The sequence below is a fragment of the Flavonifractor sp. An306 genome (assembly GCF_002159455.1).
Classification (GTDB): domain Bacteria; phylum Bacillota; class Clostridia; order Oscillospirales; family Oscillospiraceae; genus Flavonifractor.
Map to the genome: position 1 here is coordinate 1 of NZ_NFIQ01000072.1, position 17,321 is coordinate 17,321.

13 protein-coding genes and 2 pseudogenes are annotated in these 17,321 nt (G+C 55.9%); 3 read left to right on the forward strand and 12 right to left on the reverse strand.

The window, feature by feature from the left end; all coding sequences use genetic code 11:
* Window positions 1-460: 460 nt before the first annotated feature.
* The 4 genes from B5F88_RS20325 to B5F88_RS15280 form a co-directional block, all read right to left on the reverse strand.
* Window positions 461-805, reverse strand: a complete 345-nt coding sequence (locus B5F88_RS20325; RefSeq protein ID WP_140402142.1) for an IS3 family transposase — start codon at window positions 803-805, stop codon at window positions 461-463.
* A gap of 503 nt (window positions 806-1,308) precedes the next feature.
* The gene (locus B5F88_RS15270; RefSeq protein WP_087347856.1) at window positions 1,309-2,415 is read right to left on the reverse strand and encodes an S-layer homology domain-containing protein; all 1,107 of its coding nucleotides are present in this window, start codon (window positions 2,413-2,415) and stop codon (window positions 1,309-1,311) included.
* Window positions 2,416-2,508: 93 nt separating this feature from the next.
* The gene (locus tag B5F88_RS15275; RefSeq protein ID WP_087347858.1) at window positions 2,509-3,441 is read right to left on the reverse strand and encodes a hypothetical protein; all 933 of its coding nucleotides are present in this window, start codon (window positions 3,439-3,441) and stop codon (window positions 2,509-2,511) included.
* The gene (locus B5F88_RS15280) at window positions 3,431-3,934 is read right to left on the reverse strand and encodes an RNA polymerase sigma factor (protein ID WP_087347860.1); all 504 of its coding nucleotides are present in this window, start codon (window positions 3,932-3,934) and stop codon (window positions 3,431-3,433) included. The genes B5F88_RS15275 and B5F88_RS15280 overlap by 11 nt, the downstream gene beginning before the upstream one ends.
* A 368-nt stretch (window positions 3,935-4,302) precedes the next feature.
* Between B5F88_RS15280 and B5F88_RS15285 the strand changes: the two genes are divergently transcribed.
* Complete coding sequence (locus B5F88_RS15285) at window positions 4,303-5,160, forward strand: glycosyltransferase family 8 protein (RefSeq protein ID WP_087347862.1); 858 nt, start codon at window positions 4,303-4,305, stop codon at window positions 5,158-5,160.
* Between the two features lie 93 nt (window positions 5,161-5,253).
* Here B5F88_RS15285 and B5F88_RS15290 read toward each other — a convergent pair whose 3' ends face one another.
* Complete coding sequence (locus B5F88_RS15290; protein WP_087347864.1) at window positions 5,254-5,682, reverse strand: hypothetical protein; 429 nt, start codon at window positions 5,680-5,682, stop codon at window positions 5,254-5,256.
* A gap of 283 nt (window positions 5,683-5,965) precedes the next feature.
* On the opposite strand from B5F88_RS15290, the gene B5F88_RS15295 reads away from it, so the two are divergent.
* Window positions 5,966-7,906 (forward strand): hypothetical protein, encoded by a 1,941-nt coding sequence (locus tag B5F88_RS15295; RefSeq protein WP_087347866.1) that lies wholly within the window; start codon window positions 5,966-5,968, stop codon window positions 7,904-7,906.
* Here B5F88_RS15295 and xylB read toward each other — a convergent pair.
* From xylB to B5F88_RS15320, 5 genes are all read right to left on the reverse strand, one after another.
* On the reverse strand, window positions 7,897-9,423 hold the full coding sequence (gene xylB, locus B5F88_RS15300; RefSeq protein ID WP_087347868.1) for a xylulokinase: 1,527 nt from the start codon (window positions 9,421-9,423) through the stop codon (window positions 7,897-7,899). The genes B5F88_RS15295 and xylB overlap by 10 nt on opposite strands.
* Window positions 9,424-9,488: 65 nt before the next feature.
* Entirely contained in the window at window positions 9,489-10,799 is a 1,311-nt protein-coding gene (gene xylA / locus B5F88_RS15305) for a xylose isomerase (RefSeq protein ID WP_087347870.1), read from the reverse strand.
* A 51-nt stretch (window positions 10,800-10,850) separates the two neighbouring features.
* Window positions 10,851-11,918: an ROK family transcriptional regulator gene (locus B5F88_RS15310; protein WP_162612204.1), complete on the reverse strand. Its 1,068-nt coding sequence runs from the start codon at window positions 11,916-11,918 to the stop codon at window positions 10,851-10,853.
* Window positions 11,919-12,196: 278 nt separating this feature from the next.
* Window positions 12,197-14,986, reverse strand: a complete 2,790-nt coding sequence (locus B5F88_RS15315; protein ID WP_162612205.1) for an EAL domain-containing protein — start codon at window positions 14,984-14,986, stop codon at window positions 12,197-12,199.
* Between the two features lie 485 nt (window positions 14,987-15,471).
* On the reverse strand, window positions 15,472-16,629 hold the full coding sequence (locus B5F88_RS15320) for a UxaA family hydrolase (RefSeq protein WP_087347876.1): 1,158 nt from the start codon (window positions 16,627-16,629) through the stop codon (window positions 15,472-15,474).
* 50 nt (window positions 16,630-16,679) lie between these two features.
* On the opposite strand from B5F88_RS15320, the pseudogene B5F88_RS15325 reads away from it, so the two are divergent.
* A pseudogene (locus tag B5F88_RS15325) lies at window positions 16,680-16,817 on the forward strand (relaxase/mobilization nuclease domain-containing protein); the annotation flags it as partial.
* Between the two features lie 38 nt (window positions 16,818-16,855).
* Here B5F88_RS15325 and B5F88_RS21825 read toward each other — a convergent pair.
* A pseudogene (locus B5F88_RS21825) lies at window positions 16,856-17,038 on the reverse strand (Arm DNA-binding domain-containing protein); the annotation flags it as partial.
* A complete protein-coding gene (locus B5F88_RS15335; protein ID WP_087347878.1) occupies window positions 17,016-17,204 on the reverse strand; it encodes a MarR family transcriptional regulator in 189 nt (62 codons plus the stop codon). The gene B5F88_RS15335 and the pseudogene B5F88_RS21825, both read right to left, overlap by 23 nt.
* Between the last annotated feature and the right edge of the window lie 117 nt (window positions 17,205-17,321).

A 17,321-nucleotide genomic window follows, 5' to 3' on the forward strand; every position in this document is an offset into this window, starting at 1 on the left:
GCCTCCAGTGTAAAGGAACTATTCAAATTGTAAATGGCTGTTTTCAGTTGACCAAAATTGGCGTTTTTCGCCTGACCCGGAATGGCGATTATCGCCTGACGCTAACATTTATAACACGCAATATGACTTGTTTTTGGGGTACATACGAGAAATTAAAGCCGCAGTAAATGAGTTATATGATCAAGACATTTCTATCGATGATAGTCCAGCAAGAATTTATGTTGATTCATTATCTTCGGCAGTTTGCTTTTTCGATCCCAAAATGTTGCTCAAAGGAGTTAAATATGATTGTATCGATTGTGCAGAAACGATTGTTGGCGGCATATCTGAATATACGTACGATGAGATTTTTTCCTCCAGTGGGAATATTTCTGAGGACAAACTTGCAATTCTAGTTAAGCAAAGTCCAATATGGCAAGAAGAATCTGTTCGGATTAAGAGTGACTTAGCCTTAGTTATATCATTCCCGCAAAATAAGGAGGCAATGAAAAATCAGAGACACACCTATATGAATATCAACATTTTTAGCTGATAATTGTTGGGTGCGTTGCTGTGAACCAGATATTATTTGATATATGGTCTTGGGATTACGGTGGATTCCTTGCTTCTTCAGCACCAGCCACATTCTGCGGTAGCCATACGTGCAAAGGCTGCGCTCTCGCTGTTCCGCGATGATTCCTGCAAGGGCCGCATCTTTCTCCGGCCTGCCCATACGATGAACAAAATCATAGTATCCGCTTCGGGCTACCTGAAAGAAGCGACACATAACGGATACCGGATATTCATTTCTGTGCTGGTAGATCACGGCATATTTTGCCCTTGGCCTCACTTCCTTTCTGTGGAGCGCAGAAAATCCCGTAACAGCTCGTTTTCCATCTTTAGCCGTTCGTTCTCATACTTGTACTCTGCCAGTGTTTTTGCAGGTTTGTACCCACGCGTTTTTGGAAGGACAGGCTCCTTTAGCCAGCAGTGAATGGCCCACCGGCTGATTCCATACTCCCAACTCAGCGCACATTGGCGTTCTCCTGCCTGGATTCGTGATACAGCTTCTTCCCGTATCCCCACCGGATACTTTTTCATTCCTTTTTTCCGGACATAGTAAGCCCCCCTAATGTAGCTTTATTTTCCTACATTGGGGGGCCTTTTGTCTATTGTCCGGTTTTACTGGTGCGGTTCATATAATTAGATCGGCATTTTTCTCTAAAAAAACAAGTGATTTACCCTCGCTGCGCCATACAAAAAAGGACGCCGACCTTGTGTGCTGTCGGCGTCCTTGCAGAACAGGTTTGCTGTTTCAGTGGGCAAACGTTACTTTTGAACAGCAAGTTCTTTCAACATGGTCTCGGCCAGTTCCTGACCAGCGGCACTTTGGGGAGCGAGCACATCGCCCTCCACAGCAGTGATATATCCCTTCTGGTGGGCCCAGGCGAAAGCGGGCTGGGCAAAACGGGAGATCTCACCCACATCGCTAAACTGGGACAGACCGGGATAGTCCATCAGCATGGGGCTGCCGGCATAACGCCACAGGACCGTCACCAGCTGCTCTCGGCTCACCGTATCCTCCGGGCCGAAGGCGCCGTTGCCATACCCACCCATATAGCCCTCGCTGGAGATCCAACGGACTGCCTCTGCATACGCGGCGTCATCGGCCACATCGGTATAGTCCATGGCAAAATTCACGGAGGGCTTGCCGGCCTGTTCATACAGCATCATAGCCAGTTCCCCCCGGGTCAGGGTGCTCTCCTGAGCCTGAGCTTCACCGGGCAGCAGCATCAGGTGGACAGCGTGCGCCTGACTGGGATAACTCTCGGCAACCGCACCATACCAAGCCATCACATAACTGCCGGCCTGAATATCCTCCAGAGCGGCGGCCTCATCGGAGCCGTAAACAGACAGGGTGGTATCCTCATCGGCCAGGAGATACAGCCCGCCGTTATCGGTGGTAATCTTCAGCTGGCCATTCTCCAAAGAAACCGCCTCCACCTGGTGGTACTGAGCGCAGCCTGCGTCCATGGGGATGTTCCGAACCACAGCAAAGGCGGCGGACTGGGGCGGCAAAGAACTGGTCTCCACAGCGCTGTGGAACACATAGAGGCCCTCCCCTTCCCGGAGCGCAGCCGGCTCCGAAGCCGTGCGGCGGCCGCTGTCGATCCAGACGGTTTGATCGGTGAGGTTCATAACATACGCACCGTAGCGCTCGGAATTCATCCGAAGCTGGGTGATGTTTCCCTCAGCATCCTTCACGATCTCCTGCACCGTACCATAGTACAGCACACTGTCCGGCAGAGAAACAGAAATCTCTGCAGAAACCGGCGTGGAGGTGGGAGTTGCCGTGTTCCCGGCCGCCATGGCAGGCAGCGCCATTGCGCAGGCCATGGCCCCGGTGAGTACCAATACAGTCAGTTTCTTGTTCATACCATTCACTCCTTTTCACAGATGAGAGTTTTGTGTGCATTGCTTATCTATTTAGACGCGGAACCAATCCAAACGTTCCCAGCCTTGCATCTGTTATCCCATGGGCAGCAGTGCCTGCGGAATGTCGGAAAACATATCTTGCAGTTGCTGCGCATACTCATCCGGCATGTGATAGTAGTTATCTCCCGCTGACACAACTGACAGGGATGGGATCACATACATGGTATAGCTCGTGCTGTCCTCCAGGCGGAAAACCAGCTGATAGGACCCTCCGCTCCGTTGGGCGCGGGCAATTTCCTGGTATTCCTCATTGGTGAGCTCCGCCGGGACAGCCCGGGGCAAAAGGGAGAGCAGCTCCGCTGCATCATCTGCGGTAAAGGTGCAAAGGACGTTCTGTCCGGCGTGATCACAGATTTGAATTTCCTTCGTTCTGTTCCGCAGGTTTGCCGCATCAAAGTAACGGCTAAGCTCCAGGGGACTGCCGTCCAGAGTGTCCACGCATTGCGCAATATAGTATTGTCCCTCCCACTCCACCGCCAGACGGAATGCGGGGTCGTAGCCGTCAATCTGATAGACCGTTCCGCCCACAGCAAAGCTGGCGGCACAATCCGCAAAGCCATAGGTCTCCGGAGCCTGCTGAATATCATAGTTCAATGTCCCGAGAGGCTGGGACAGAACGGAGGGATCCAGGTCATAAGCAGCTCCGTTTTCCAAAAACACATAGCGCAATCCATTATAGTTCATCGTCTTCCGCATGCCGTTTGGGCTGTCTGCCCCCGGAGCCACCTGCTGTATGACAACAGGCGCCTCCTCCACGGTAAACAGCTGTGGAATGGTGAACATGCACAGCAATACCGCCGCGGCGCAGGCGGCGGGCAGAAGCCTCCCAAAAGAAACGGCACGCCTCTTGCCGCCGGTTTGGACTGGCGCTTCCCTGGACGCCAGGACATGGGCAAGCATAGCCTTTCTGGCTTCCGGACTGGGGCTTACCCGCTGGTAGGCCCGGATAAAACGGTCATCCCGCATCAAAATCACCACCTAACTGTTTTTTCAGGTTTTGACGCGCTTCACGAAGATAATTGCGGATGGTAGAGGCCGGCTTATGCAGCATGGCCGCGATTTCCGCCCCGGAATATCCCTCATAATAGTAGAGATAAACTGGCACTCTGTATTTCATCGGGAGGGCAAGCACCGCCTCCAGAACCACTCCGGAGTCTGGATCCGCATCGGCCGGGGCCGGAAGCTCCCCCTGCAGCTCCAGCGGCTCCTCCCGGCGGCTGGCGCGCCGCAGCGTATCTTTACAGGTATTGGAGGCTGTGACGATAAGCCAGGCTTTTTCGTGCTCCGTGCTGTCAAAGGGCTTTGTGTGATGCATCAGCTTCATAAAGGTGTTCTGCACCGCATCCTCTGTGTCAAATCGGTTTTTCAGCATCGTAAAACACAGCCGGTACACCATATCCACATAGGTTTCATAAAGTTGGGTGATTTCTTTGTCCGTACGCAACAAAGAACGCTCCATCGGGGACGCCACCTCCTTCCCCCTTCATTCAGAATACGATCATGACGCGCGAAATGTCGGGGCATGGAAAAAGAATTGCAAGAATTTTTTTACGGACATCTGTGGTAATCCAAAGGCCACTACCATCAGCGGCCGCTATAGGTGAGGTGAATAGCTGATTCAGGCAAAGTACAACATTCAGATGATCCATATGCGCGCCGAAAAAGTCTGGATATTCCCGCCCGCCTTTCGGACATCCTAACCATGGCGGCGAAGGGGCAGGCAAAGCTCCGTTTGGAACTTATGGGCGCCAAGCAGCCTGTTCTGCACCATATTCAAAAAATAAATACGGCAGATGGGATGTGCCATCTGCCACAAGGACGGTATACATGGATACAATGAACCTTTTGATGACGCTCGATCGAAATTATCTGCCGCAGCTGATGGTTCTGCTCACTTCCATCCATTTGAACAACCCCGGCGAATCCTTTGCTGTCTATCTGATACACAGCGGAATTCCTTCTGAAGATCTGGAACGTGTTGCAGCGCTTTGCCGGAAGTTCACCTATGGATTTTCTCCCGTGCTTGTAGACGGGAGCTTGTTTCAACATGCCCCGGTAACCAAGCAGTATCCTCAGGAGATGTACTATCGGCTGCTGGCTCCCCATCTGCTGCCGCGGGAGCTAGAAAAAATTCTCTACCTGGATCCGGATATCCTGGTCATCAACCCCCTGCGTCCGCTTTGGGAGCTTGACCTCCAGGGCTGTCTCTTTGGAGCTGCCGCCCACTCAGGTAAGACAGAGCTGGTCAACAGCGTCAACCGGGTACGGCTGGGCACTGACCACGACTACTATAATTCCGGCGTCCTGCTGATGGATCTGGAGGCTGGGCGGCGTGAGATTGTTCCGGAAGAGCTGTTCGCCTACGCCGCGGAGCATCCCCGGGAGCTGCTGCTCCCGGACCAGGATATGCTCAATGTGCTCTTTGGGGCGCGCACCCTTCCCCTGAACGACGTATTATGGAACTACGACGCCCGGGATTTCCACACTTATCAGCTGAGCAGCGGCGGGACGTATACTCTGAACTGGGTGCTCTCCCACACGGCAATCCTTCACTTTTGCGGAAAGTCCAAGCCCTGGAAAAAGGGCTATGTCTATCGCTTCGGCTTGCTCTACAAGCACTATGTGCAAATCACAAGTCGCCTTTGTGCTGAAAGGACTGGCTTTTCCGGCTTTGGCTCAGGATAACCACCCACGCCGCCGCATAGACCAGCACATAGCCGCCGGAATGGACAATACCCGACGCTCCACAGGGCCGCGGTCATACACCTGCTCCGCCCCTCACATTTGCCGGCCGGGGCGGGAAGGATTGGGGCTTTCCACTCTGTCAGTGGGATCAGCCCGGCCCTTCAGGCCCATCGCGCAGAGAAAGCCAAGCCCCACGACTGCCCATACCACGGCAAACACAGCGATCTGAGGTCCAATCAGAAACAAAATAATTCCATTGCCCAAGAGCGTGGGGAACCAGGCCAGAAGAAGGACCAGGCTGCACGGGCCGCCGATAAAGTTCATGCTCAGCCACAGAAACCAGCGGTTCAGCTGCAGGCGGCGGGCAAAAAGGTTGCCCGCTATAACAAAGTAGCCCGCTGTTATCACAGGGAACCCAAACAGAAACCATCGTATCCGATCCCCCATGGAAACACGAAACAGCAATAAAAACACAACGATGTACAGTAAGACTGACACAAGGACCGCAGCCGTTTTTTTCATGGTGCTTCCTCCCTTGGCTGGATTTTTTGAACGCCCTGTCATACATCCATACCCTGGCGCATATGCGCATCTTAACCTTAATTATATTGATTTTGGGCGTTTCTTCAATCCTGTTTTTACACCCGGCCGCTTGTAACGAAGCTTGCTCTGAGCAGTAAGCGAACAGGATTGAAGGAACTCCCAAGAACCATTATAATGGGATGTAAGAAATCCATGCCAACCGGGAATAAAGGCATGGAGTATCGCGGAGCAAATTGTGAGGTCTGTCAGGAGCGTGGTCCATATGGTCCGGAAAAAGCGCCTGCTCGCAGGCGGATGCATCCTTGTCCTTGTGGTACTCTTTGTGTACATCACCCTCGTCCTGCTTTCCACCGTCTTTTGCCCACAGGATACGGAGATCGCAGCGGAGCTGGAAAAGCGATACGGGATGGCGTTTACCGTACAGGACTCCGCCAGGCTCACCTGGAGTGAGGCCAGGCAGGCCGGGCTCAGCGGATTTCTGGGAGGGCGGCGGTATCAGGTCTGCCCCACCGGGGAGCCTGAAACGTCCTTCCAGGTAGAGGTATCCTGGCACGGGGGCTTTCGGGGGATTCCTCCTCTCCCCCATGCCGGCCGCACCCTGCGCGAGTCCTACTGGCAGCTCCGGTTCACCGCGGCCCTGACCGACTTTTTGACGGAGGAGCAGATCCTTTATGAGACAGAGGAAACGGCATCCCCAGTGCTCCTGTCCATCCCTGTGAATGAGGAAAACTGGGAGGAGATCCTTCGTAAGGTCATTCCGTTTGTCCAAACGCTCCGGGAGCAGCCCCCATTTTCCACCGCGTCCGCCATGGAACAGGCTCTCATCAATCCGCTCATCCAATTCCTCTATCAGGGCGATTCCTGCCAGGTGCAGCTGCGCTATTACGGCAATCTCTATGAACCGGTGGAGGAAGACGACATCATCGGGACTGCCCGGAACAAACTGCCCAGAGCCCTCAATTTCATAGAACTGGGCCGCCCTGCGGTCCCCATCTATCTGCTGCGGGAGGAGCTGGCAGGCCCCATTCCGTCCGGGCACAGCAGCCGGGAGGAGTTGATCCGCTGGTTTCAGGAGAGCTATACAGACGCTCCCATCGTGGTGGCGGAGGAGCCGGTCACCGAGGCTGAGTGCATTTCCTATCCCGCCTACCTGGAACAGCAGCCGGAGTTGGTGTTTCTCCTCCAGTCCGCCCACATCCAGAGCGGCATGCGCGGGTCTTATACCATGGAGACGAATTTTCAAACGGTCTATGGGGCCTTTTATATGGCTCAATACCAGAGTAGCCATCCCACCCATTATGTGCAGGTAGATGAAGAAACCACGTACTGTCTGGAGCTGCAGGCAGCCTATGAGACGCCGGAGGAACTGGACCAGGCGGTGGAGGAGCTACTGGAGATCGGCTCCTATCTGGAGCGGCAAGAGCATCCCGTGCAGACGAAGATCTCCATTCTCTTCCGTTCCCCTCTCTGCGATCCGGCGGAGGATCCCAATTCCCTGGGCTCCGGCAGTCTGACCCTGGAAAAAGGACTGGACCCGGAGACCGCCCTGCGTGCCAAGCAGAAGGAGCTGCTGTGTGAGCTGGCTGTCTGGTGTTCCTTCTACGACCTGCACACGGAATGGTTCTCCCCGGAAGAGCTGGACGCGGCCCTAGCCTATAGCCAGACCGAGGCCTACCATGGCCAGTCCATCTCCACAGGGATCTGGTCCATCATCGATCTCCAGACGGGAAACGTGTGCCTGCAATACCCGTTCCTCACGCCCCACACCCAGGCACTCTCCTTTGCCCAGGCCTACCAAATTTTGCAGGCACTGAACTGGGAGGGCCTGACCGGGAGCGAAACGGAGTTCTCCTTTGTGGGGGCGGACGGAAGCACCTATACGCTCTCCTATACGCTCTGGGAGGGGGAGGACGGAGCGCTGATCAGCCGTTGCACCAGGGACGGCGCGCCTATGGACCAACCATTCGGGCCGGAGCATGGCGCTTTGTCCCACGCCCAGTTTACAGAACTGACGAACCTGGTGATCCGCGAGCCCAGCGATGTCACCTACCAGGGTCCCGGCCCCGACGGAACAATACAGCTTCCCCCGGGGCCGGGCCAGGACCTGGACGGGAGCCCGGAACCCCATGTATATCTGGCGTATTCCGAACCCGGCACTTCTTCCTCAGCGACACCCTCCAAAAGCCGCTGGCTTCAGAGCTGATAAAGCGTCTCAAAGCTGCCCCGCAGCACGGGGTACAAGGAGGTGTACAGCCGGTAGAAGGGCTCATAGCGCCCGCCGGCCTCCGGCTGCGGGCTGCAGGATTGGTTGGAGTGGACGATGGCGTCGCAGGCTGTGGGAACGTCGGGATACACCCCGGCGCATACGCCGGCCAGAATGGCGGCACCCAGGGCAGGTCCCTCCTGAGCCGCCCGAGCGGTCTGAACGGTACAGCCCAGCACGTCGGCCAGCATTTGACGCCAAAAGGGGCTGCGCCCCCCGCCGCCGCAGGCCATAATATGGTCGGGGGCCACCCCCATCTCCCGCAAAATATCCAAACACTGGCGCTGGGAGTAGGATACCCCCTCCATCACCGCCCGGATCAGGTCCCCCCGCTGGTGCATGGCGGACAGGCCGATAAAGGCTCCTCTGGCCTTCTCATCCAGCAGCGGGGAGCGCTCTCCCATCAGATAGGGCAAGTAGAGCAGCCGGTTCGCGCCAACGGGGGACCGCTCCGCCTCCCGGGTCATAATGTCGTATGGGTCCACCCCCTCCGCTTCCGCCTGCCGCCGCTCCTCGGCGCAGAACTGGTTGCGGAACCACTGGAGGGACAGCCCGGCGGCCAGGGTGCAGCTCATCACCGTCCACGCCCCCGGCACAGCGGCGCAAAAGGTATGTACCCGTCCACCGGGGTCGATGCTCACCTGGCCGGCGTGGGCAAACACCACCCCGGAGGTACCCAGGGTGACAAAGGCGCGCCCTGCCCGCACCACGCCGGTGCCCACCGCGGCAGCGGCGTTGTCCCCGGCCCCTCCCGCCACCGGCGTGCCGGGAGCCAGCCCGGTTTCGGCGGCTGCGGCAGCTGTCACCGTACCGGTGAGGTCGGTGGATTCATACAGCTTGCCCAGCAGGGCGGGGTCAATGTCCAGCTTCTCCAGCACCTCCCCACTCCAGCAGCGGTTGGCCACGTCCAGCAGGTTCATACCGGAGGCGTCGGACACCTCCGTGGCGAACTCCCCGGTCAGCTTATAGCGCAGGTAATCCTTGGGCAGCAGAATATGGCGGCATTTGGCATATAACTCCGGCTCATGGCGGCGCACCCACAGGATCTTGCCGGCGGTGAAGCCGGTGAGGGCCGGGTTTGCGGTGAGCTGGATGAGCTGCTGCTTCCCTACCCGCTCCGTGATCTCCCCACACTCCCGGCCGGTACGGCCGTCACACCACAAAATGGAGGGCCGCAGCACCCTCCCTTCACCGTCCAGCATCACCAGGCCGTGCATCTGGCCGGACAGGCCCACCCCCTTGACCTCCTCAGGGGAGATACCGCTCTGCTCCAACACGCCCCGAATGGTCTCCCTGGCCGCCTGCCACCACTCCTCCGGCTCCTGCTCCGCCCAGCCGTTCTGGGGCTGGCTCAGAGGGTAGGTTCTGGTGCAGGAGGCAATGGTACGCCCCTCCTGGTCAAACAGGGCGGTCTTGGTGCCGGAGGTACCCAGGTCCACGCCAATCAAGTATGCCATAGTCTCTCTCCTTTCCAACATAAAGGGGCGCGCCAGATCCGGCGCGCCCCTCCGCGCACAAGCGCTCAGCGGAACAGTACGTTGTTGATGATGGTCTCCAGGTACTCCTGCCGGCCGCTGGGCACGTCGACCTTGTCCAGCCCCATGGCGTAGTCGGACAGAGACTCCAGGGTGGCGGTGCCGTCCACAATGGTCTTGCCTACGCCGCTGCGGTAGCTGGCATACCGGTCCTCCACAAACCGGTCCAGGCGGCCGTCGGCCTGGAGAGCCAGGGCCTTCCGCAGGCCCAGGGCAAAGGCGTCCATGCCGGCGATGTAGGCCAGCAGGATATCCTCCAGCGTGTTGGAGGGGCGGCGGGTTTTGGCGTCAAAGTTCAGTCCGCCGTTGGTGAAACCCCCGGCCTTCAGCACTTCCAGCATACAATAGGTGGTGTCGTACACATTGGTGGGGAACTGGTCGGTATCCCAGCCCAGGAACAGGTCGCCCTGATTGGCGTCGATGGAGCCGAAGGCATCGTTGACAATGGCGGTGCGCAGCTCATGCTGGAAGGTGTGGCCCGCCAGGGTGGCGTGGTTTGCCTCGATGTTCATTTTGAAGTCGCCGGTAAGGCCGTACTTGCGCAGGAAATTCATGCAGGTGGCCGCATCAAAGTCATACTGGTGTTTGGTGGGCTCCTTGGGCTTGGGCTCGATATAGAAGTCACCCTTGAAGCCGTGGGCCCGGCCATAGTCCCGGGCCATGGTGAGGAAGCGGGCCAGATTGTCCAGCTCCAGCCCCATGTCGGTGTTGAGCAGGGTCTCATAGCCCTCACGGCCGCCCCAGAACACATAACCGGTGGCGCCCAGCTCAATGGCGGCGTCGATGCAGGCCTTTACCTTGGCGGCGGCCACGGCAAACACGTCGGCGCAGCAGGAGGTGGCGGCTCCCGCCATGAACTTCTTGTCGCCGAAATTGTTGGCGGTCACCCACAGACATTTCTTTTGGTGTTTCTCCTGGAGCTGCTTCAGGTAGGCCACCATGAGGCGGAAGTTTTCCAGGCTCTCCCGCACGGTGGCCCCCTCGGGCGTCACATCCACGTCGTGGAAGCAGTAGTAGTCCAGATCCAGCTTATCCATCAGCCCGAAGGCGAAGTCGGCCTTGGCCCGGAATTTGGCCATGGGGTCCCGCTGGCCAAAGCTCTTGTCCATGGTGCCGCTGCCAAACATATCCACACCCTCGGCGCAGATGGTGTGCCAGTAGCTCATGGCGAACTTCAGGTGTTCCCGCATGGGCTTCCCGGCCAGCACCTCATCGGGGTTGTAGTATTTGAAGGCAAAGGGCTCGTCACTGTCCGGCCCCGCATAGGTGATTTTGGCGATTTCCTCATAGCTTTTCATGGAAATACCCTCCCTTTTTATGATTTGTTATTTGTCCGGTTCTTGTTTCGGTTAAAATTCCGCAAGGAAATGCTCCACATAGAACAGCGCGGTACCCACGCAGGCGCTGTGGGATTGAAAGCAGTCCAGCTTCAGGAAACTTCCGTCCGTATCAAACAGAGTTTTTTGGCAGACCTCCCGCCGAAGCTGCTCCAGCTGATCCTCCAGATAAGCTGCCAGCATGCCGCCCAGCACAATATCACAGTCCATACCCATGCGGATCATGGCCAGGCCATCGGTGAGAGAATTGCGATACCGTTCCCAGGTCAACGCAATCTGCTGATTTCCGCACCTGAGCATGTGGAAGAACTCCTCCAGCCGGAGCCCCAGATCATCACTGAGTCGGGAGGTGGAGCAATAGGCCTCCAGGCACCCCCGCTTGCCGCAGCGGCAGGGCCGCCCATCAGGTACAATACAGATGTGACCAAACTCGCCGCTGCGGCCATTGTCGCCGGTATACGGCTTGCCCCCCAGCAAAATCGCGCCGCCCACCCCCCGCTCCAGCGAGAGGTAGACCAGATTACGTTTTTCGCTGTGTACCCAGCTCTCCGCATAGCCGCTGGCGGTGGCGTCATTTTCCACCCGGACCGGATAGGCTGAGAAGGCCTCTGTCAGGTCAGACAGCGGTACATCCCGCAGATCCAGCGTAGGCGCAAATACCAGCCGCTGCCGCTGAGCATCCACAATGCCGGGTACGGAGATTCCCACACCCAGCAGCCGCTGCCGGTTCAGCGACAGCCGGTCCAGAAAGCACTCCATCTGGCGGGCCACCTCCTGGTAGTAGTCCGGGGCATGGCTGAACTTCTTGCGTATCTTCTGATAACCCAGCTCGTGGGCCCGGATGTTGATGGCAACCAGCCGTACCATATCATCCATTATGGAGATCCCTACGGAAAAGCGGGCATCGTCCACCAAAGAGATGGTGCGGGGTTTGCGTCCGCCGGTTGAAGCCTGGGTCCCGCAGTAGGCCAGCAGCCCCTCCTCCAGAAAATCGTTCAGATTGTTGGACACAGTTGGCAGGCTCAGCTCCAGCGCTCCGGCGATCTCCTGCTTAGTGACAGGCGTGGCACTCTGATACACGTATTGATAGATCCTCCGCCGGTTGCTCTGCCTGAGGGCAGCCGATGTCAATGCTTTCTGCATATACTACCAACTTTTATAAAAGTATTTTTATTATGTTTAAGCTACCATTTTCTTTTTAAAAAAGCAAGAGGAAATCTATATAAAAATAAAAATTCCTTCCACCACCAGCCGCTTTTTGAAACAGAGAAGCCGGCAAAAAGAAAAGGCCAACTGCTCAAGCGAGAGCAGTTGGCCTTTTCTTGTCTATCATAAAAATATATTGCCGCATATCGAAGTCACGGAGCGTGTGCGCATGCCAGATGCTTGGAGTAAGGCACCAGAAAATCCCGCTCAAAGTCAGCCGCGGTCAAAGGCTGGCTATAGTAGTACCCTTGACCGTAGTTGCAGGAAAGCTGAGCCAACATCTGCTCATTCTCCTGTGTTTCCACTCCTTCAGCCACCGTGCTGATATTCAGCTGTCTGGCCAGATCCAGGATACAGGCCATGATTTTGCGTTGGGTTCCATCTGTATCCTTGGCAGCCCCCATCAAAAACAGCCGGTCCAGCTTTAGCTCATCAATTTTTAACCGCCCCAAGGTGTTGAGCGAGGAGTACCCGCTTCCGAAGTCATCCATAGAAATGCGGAACCCAGCGTCCCGCAGCCGAGCGATGCAGGCGTTGACCTGATCCATATGTTCCAAAACCAGGCTTTCCAAAATCTCCAGGGTAATATACTGGGAGGATATATGGTATTTTCCCGTAATATCCAACAGCTTTTCCACATAACCCTCACTGGCAAACAGCAGCCTGGTCTGGTTGACGGAGATGTTGGTGGGCATCAGTCCTCGATTGATCCATTGCCGCAGCTGCCTGCAGACCTGCTCCACCATATAGAGGTCCAGCTGCACACAGAAGCCGTTTTCCTCAAACAAAGGGATAAACTGATCGGGAAAGAGCAGGCCTCTATCCTTGGTCTGCCAGCGCACCAAGGCCTCGGCCCCTGTGAGCAGGCCTGTATGCAAATCCATTTTGGGCTGCAAATACATGCGGAACTCGCCCTGCTCCAGGGCGTGCTGCATATGGCTTTCCACGTAGAGCCGCATTTGTTCCGCTTCGTGGAGGGCTTCGTCGTAGATGCAGATAGACTGTTTTTTATCCTTTTTCCCCTGAGCCAGAGCGGCCATCATGTAGTTATGCTTGGCATCGGCAGAGAATGGCTCGGGAGCCGCCGCAGTCAGTACGCAGCCGCAATATACGGAGACAGAATACTCCTCCAGCAGTTGGGATGCCTCCTTCTGGATCAGCTTCAGGAGGGTCTGAATGCGCTCCACGGCCGGCTCTGCCTGGGTTTCCCGCAGGGCCAGATAGAACACATCGGCTGACTGCCGGCAAAAAAACTCTTCCGGGCGGCAAATCGTATCCAGGCAACACTTGATCCGGCACAAAAACTGATCGGCAGTGGAAAGTCCGTAGGTCTCGTTGATATACTTGAAGTTCCTCAGGTTCAGCGCCACCAGCATCAGGGGGATTTTTTGGCTGCAGGCCTGGGTAAGCAGCGAACGGAATTCACCGTCGTTGTATGCACCCGTCAGATTGTCATAGCGGGACAGCTGCTCCAACTTCTGCCGGGTACGGGTCATCTCCTGGTGGGCCTTTCTGCTGTTGTGATAGAAAAAATACAGACAGAGGCTCAATACCACCAGCATAAACGCAGCCAGCAAGCGAAAACGATACACATACAGCCATTCGACAGGTGTGTAGGTAGCTTCCTGGGACATGGCCTCATAAAACATGTGCTGGCTCTCCACATCGGAGACAGAGCGGATGTATCGGTTTAAAATGGATAACAGGTTGCCCGAAACATGACTGGTTACGCCTATGCAATAGGACACGTTTTTATCGCTGGACCAGTCAACGGAAAGGTCATCGTAAAGTCCCTGCTTTTGGAGGTAATAGTTTATGGAATAGGCGTCCAGACGGCCGCAGCACATCTCGCCGGACCTCAGCTTGTTGAATACAGACTGGGTGTTTGTATAAAACAGCTGGGCATTCTCATAGTCCGCGGGAATCTCAGCTGATGGTCCCGATACAAGCAGACTGTTTCCGCTGAAATAAGGTAAGGAGAATTGGATCCCGTCCACTGTAATATAGCTTGAGGTGCTGGCGGCACAGGCGATCAGATCCACCTTGCCCTGCTGGATATACGCAATGCCCTCCTCACAGGACTGCACAATGACAGGCTCATACTTCAACCCTGTTGCTTCTGCCAGGGCGGCGAAATAGCTGGCGGCCATTCCCTGCACCTGTCCATCCCGGACATCCTGCAGCGGCGCATTCCCTGCGCAGAACGCGACCTTCAACGTTCCCAGCTCCTGGATGTATTTTCTGTCCTGCTCCAGCATGACGAACGGACCGCTGGAATAAAAATACTCATCGTAAAGTTCCGTTTGTAAATAAGGATATGCCCGGCTCATTTGGTACATTGCGTTATTGAGGGGCTGGAGCAGGGCCTGGTCGCCTTTGTACAGAGCAAAGTAATAGGGCGTAGGGGCAAAACGCGTTATGGCACGGAAGCCGTCCAGCGTTGCCATATCCACCTGCAAAATGGCGTCAGCCTGACCTTCCCGCACGCCCTGGAGCGCCTCTGTGATGGTTGGAAATTCCACCACCTCGTAAGTAAAATGGTTAAGTTCCGCATACTGCGCCAGATCTTCCATGCGTTTGGATAGCGACGGGGCGGATGCGACTTTTATCCCGCTCCAGGAAGAAAAATCCTCCTCCGCCCACTGGGTGGAGTCTTCCAGAACGGTCAGAGATGTATATGTGGTTCCATAGCTGTAGCTGGGATAGAGAAGATATTCCTCAAGGGCCGGAATATAGTTCATGGTCCCCATCATGTCGATCTCACCATTGATCAGCATCTGCAACAGGGTGATGATTTGGGTGTTGGTATCCCCCTCAGCGGTCACAAACTCATAGTCCCAGCCCGTATATAGACTAAGGTATTCCAAATAGTCTACCATATACCCGGCATAGTCCCCATTTTCATCCAGATAAGAGATGCCTTGCTGGATCGGAAATCCCACACGAACAACTCGATCTCTGCCGGAAGCAGCCTGTGCCGCTGGAATCATGGCTGCCATCAGACACACAACTAATATCAGCCATGCCAACCATCTAGCTCGTTTCACTGTAACACAAATCCTCTCTTTAACAGCTATATAGCCATGGTGTATCTAAGTATCATCGACTCTTTTTCTTGTCTTGATAAAGATCCACATCTGTTGGGTAAACAGATTATTTACTCACAGCTCCTCGTTTCTGGTGGGATGGAATGCCGCATAATGATTATCTACATTTTACCATCCATGCCCAGTTTCTACAACATAATATTCTCTGATTTTCCATAGGGAAACGGGGGCACTCTGCCGGACTGTTCTCTTGAACCTTATCGCTGTTCCAACAGGCCCTATATCATAAAAAAAGAGCTAACTGACAAACCAAAATCAGTTAGCTCTCTATACAGATATTCAAACCGCTCATATCCAGGTGCTTGATTTCCAGGCAGCCTCTATAGCGTCACACCATCTTTGAAGATAGCGATTCCACGGCGGTCTGCTATTTCGCTCTTGGTGCGTGCGCCCTCTGCGCTGCGGAGCACCAGACGGAACAGCTGCCGGGCCGTTTGGTCGATGGACTGGCCTTCTGCTACAATCCCGGCATCGAAATCAATCCACCGCGGTTTCTTTTCGGCCAGGGCTCGGTTGCTGGCAATCTTCAGAGTGGGAACCGGCGCGCCAAAAGGCGTTCCCCGACCGGTGGTAAAGAGGATCAGGTGGGCTCCCGCAGCGCTGAGTGCAGTGGTGGATACCAGATCGTTGCCCGGCCCCCAGAGCAGGTTCAGGCCGGACCGCTCCACCTGGCCTCCATAAGGTACCACCCCTACAATGGGCGCCATCCCTCCCTTCTGGACACAGCCACAGGACTTGTCCTCCAGGGTGGTGATTCCGCCCGCCTTGTTGCCGGGGGAGGGATTTTCATAGACGTTCTCCCCGTGAGAAACAAAGTAGTCTCGGAATCCCTGGAGCATCGCTACCGCCTGGTGAAATACCCCTTCGTCGGCGCAGCGGCCCAGCAGCAGCTCCTCAGCGCCAAACATCTCGGGCACCTCGGTGAGGATGGTGCTGCCCCCCTGGGCCACCAGCAGGTCGCTGAACCGGCCAACCACCGGGTTGGCGGTGATTCCCGACAGACCATCTGAACCGCCGCACTTGAGTCCCACCACCAGTTTGCTTACTGGTACTGGCTGCCGCCGGAACTGAGCCGCATAGTTGGCGCACGCCTTGAGCAAAGCCCGGCCCTCCGCCAGCTCGTCGTCCGCCTCCTGGCACACCAGGAATTTCACCCGATCCACCGTCTCTGGCCCCAATTCCTTTTTCAGCTGCTCACATTGCAGATTTTCGCACCCCAGTCCCACCACCAGCACCGCCGCCGCATTGGGATGGCGGGCCAGCCCCACCAGGATCGCCCGGGTATTGTCATGATCTGTCCCTGTCTGGCTGCAGCCGTACGGGTGTGGAAATGCGTGGAGCCCCTCCACACTTCCTTTTACCAAGTCCTGATTGGCCGCCGCCAGTTGGCAGGCAATCTCGTTGACGCAGCCCACAGTGGGCAGCACCCAGATCTCGTTTCGGGTGGCAGCCCGGCCATCGGGTCGCACATATCCCATAAACCACTCCGGCTCCACCGGCTCCAGAGTACGAACCGCCGGATGGTACCGACAAGCAGCACATCCATTGTCATATATATTACAACTCCACCACCCTTGACTGTACTCGGAAATTCCGAAACTTCTGGGGCTCCAGCTTCGCCCTCCGTCGGCTCTCCGACAGACTGTGCCTTGAAAACGGGCTGTCTACGAAGTTTTCAAAGGTCATTTCCAGGTCGGCGGTCTGCTGTTGCAGGAATGTCCGCTCCCACTCCAGAGCCTCCCACTTGGTGGGGAAGCCCCGTTTCATCTTCTTTACTTTCTTACCTGTCCAGTCCTCGTAGTAGAAGGACGCATACCATGTGCCCTTTGCCTTGTCTTTGTATGCCGGCATTGTGGTTCCCTCCTTACTGACTGTCCCGCAGCCCATAGAATTTTTCCTCGAAGTAGCGCCTGCTCACCCGTCCGGGAATGGTGAGAAAGCCTTTTTTCTTCAGTTCCTCGTTCATTTCCCGCACCAGCTTGTAGGCGTAGGGCTTGGAAACGCCCAGCTCCCTGGCAACCTCCTCCGCCCTCACAAACAGCTCCTTTTCCATGGTCAGCACTGCACTTGTAAAATGAAAGTAGACACTCACAAAAGTGTGGGTGTCTACTTTTTTTCATGGTAAGATGAAGAAAAGGGGGTAGAAAAAATGGGGAAAAAGGGGACGTCA